Origin of the sequence: Leptolyngbya sp. BC1307, assembly GCF_002286735.1 — a bacterium.
In the GTDB taxonomy this organism is placed as follows: Bacteria; Cyanobacteriota; Cyanobacteriia; order Phormidesmidales; family Phormidesmidaceae; genus Phormidesmis.
This window is the reverse complement of record NZ_NRTA01000121.1, coordinates 1-1986: the sequence shown is the minus strand read 5'-3', so window position 1 is coordinate 1986 and position 1986 is coordinate 1. Positions and strand designations below refer to the sequence as shown.

1 protein-coding gene is annotated in these 1986 nt (G+C 52.9%); it reads left to right on the top strand.

All coding sequences use genetic code 11. The features are described 5' to 3' along the window. Positions 1 to 471 precede the first annotated feature (471 nt). Positions 472 to 1812, top strand: coding sequence for a group II intron reverse transcriptase/maturase (gene ltrA / locus CKL79_RS22245; RefSeq protein ID WP_240519040.1), 1341 nt, complete (start codon positions 472 to 474; stop codon positions 1810 to 1812). Positions 1813 to 1986 lie beyond the last annotated feature (174 nt).

Sequence of the window (1986 nt, the reverse complement as noted above, 5' to 3'; positions counted from 1 at the left end):
TTTGCATGTGCGCCGAGCAAAGCTCGGCTTTGTTAGCTAGGTGAAAGTCCTAGTCCTGGAAGCTATGGTCAGGCACCAGGTACTGAGTGTTGCGTTGTCATCGGTAACGATGAGAGCGAAGCGTACACAGGGAGATGATGGGCTGCAATGCGTCAGCGTGAAGGGATAGAGCCCCGAAATAACCGTCATTGTGGATGCCGACGTGGTATGCAACACGGAAGGCAAAACCGCAGGAGGCAAGGACCAAGGCTCCGTAGGGTCCACCGGGGTCTGAGACCGTGGCACGTCATCAAAGCAAAGTCGGGAACTCGGGAGGTCCCATGAATTCCTCCAAATATGGGGGTAGGGTGTCACAACCGGTAAACCCGGAAGGAAGCCCAACGGTTCATGGGAAGTCGGATGTTCTCATAGTAGTGGAGAGATAGGGTAATGCCTAAGGAGCGAAGGGGAACACATACAGTCGCCCGTTCGATGGAAACGCCGTCCACACCCAGCGGTGGAGCAACGGCGACAACCGGAGTCGAACGGATAGCCAGTCGGGCGCGAAGACAATCAGAGGAGCCGTTTACGGCGCTGATGCACCACTTTAGTGTGGAAAATCTACGCGCCTGCTTCAAGTCACTCGAAGGGAATAAAGCCCTCGGAGTGGACAAGGTAACGAAAGAGCAATACGGCGAGAACTTGGAGGGCAACCTTCAGGTACTGCACCGTAGATTGCACCAGATGTCGTACCGGCCTCAGCCGGTGCGACAGGTAGAGATACCTAAGGAGGATGGCAGTAGCCGTCCCTTGGGAATCAGTTGCACGGAAGACAAAATCGTTCAGGAGATGACGCGCCGGATATTAGAAGCGATTTACGAACCTGTGTTTATCGACACCTCTTATGGATTCCGCCCAAAGCGGAGCTGCCATGATGCGCTCAGGCAGCTTAATACAGAAGTGATGTGTCAGCCAGTGAACTGGGTCGCGGACATTGATTTGGCCAAGTTTTTCGACACGATGCCCCACCAGGAGATAGTGAATGTCCTGAGGCTGCGAATCAAGGATGAGAGATTCATCCGTTTGATATCGCGGATGCTTAAGGCCGGTACACAAACTCCAAAGGGTATAGAGTACGGCGAACTAGGGAGCCCACAAGGCTCTATCTCATCGCCTGTGATTGCGAATATCTTCCTAGATCACGTATTGGACAAATGGTTTACCGAAGTGGTGATCGATCACTGCTTGGGCTACTGCGCCATTATCCGATATGCAGACGACGCAATTATGGTGTTTGAACGAGAAGACGATGCCCACCGCTTCATGCGGGTACTGCCACGACGGCTGGAGAAATATGGTCTACGTCTCAATGAGAACAAGACTCACTTGATGGCTTGTGGAAAGCGCCATGCCTGCATCTGTTTGCAGACGGGGCAGCGTCCACCAACCTTTGACTTTCTAGGGTTGACCCACTACTGGGGCCGCAGTCGCAAGGGTTATGTTCGCTTGAAACGCAAGACCTCAAAGAAACGGTTACGTCGTGCCTTGGTGGAGCTGAATGATTGGCTCCGTCAGGTACGCAGTACATATCGGCTACCCCTGATATGGAAGATGGTGGGGCAGAAACTACGGGGTCACTTCAACTACTTTGGAGTGACTGATAATAGTCGAGCCATACAGACCTTTGAACAGAAGGCCCATGCTCTCTTGTTCAAGTGGTTGAACCGTCGCAGTCAACGGCGTAGCTTCACATGGGCAGATTTTCTTCGTTATCGAATGGCGTATCCTCTACCGCGTCCTAGACGCTTAGTGTCGCTCTACCCGAACGGATGAAAGGCTGTATGAAGAGGCTTGTGCGGGAAAACCGCAGGCAGGCTTCTGTGGGGGGGAGGCTCTCAACGATATAGGGTCAAATCTTGTGACACTCTCGAACCGAAAGGCGAGAGCAACAGGGAATACAAAGCAGACCTAAGTATTGAAGGAGACCTCTCTACCCGACAACCCCCC

Excerpts from the sequence above, each read along its gene's own strand:
- ltrA (WP_240519040.1), top strand. The coding sequence starts at position 472 with ATGGAAACGCCGTCCACACCCAGCGGTGGAGCAACGGCGACAACCGGA.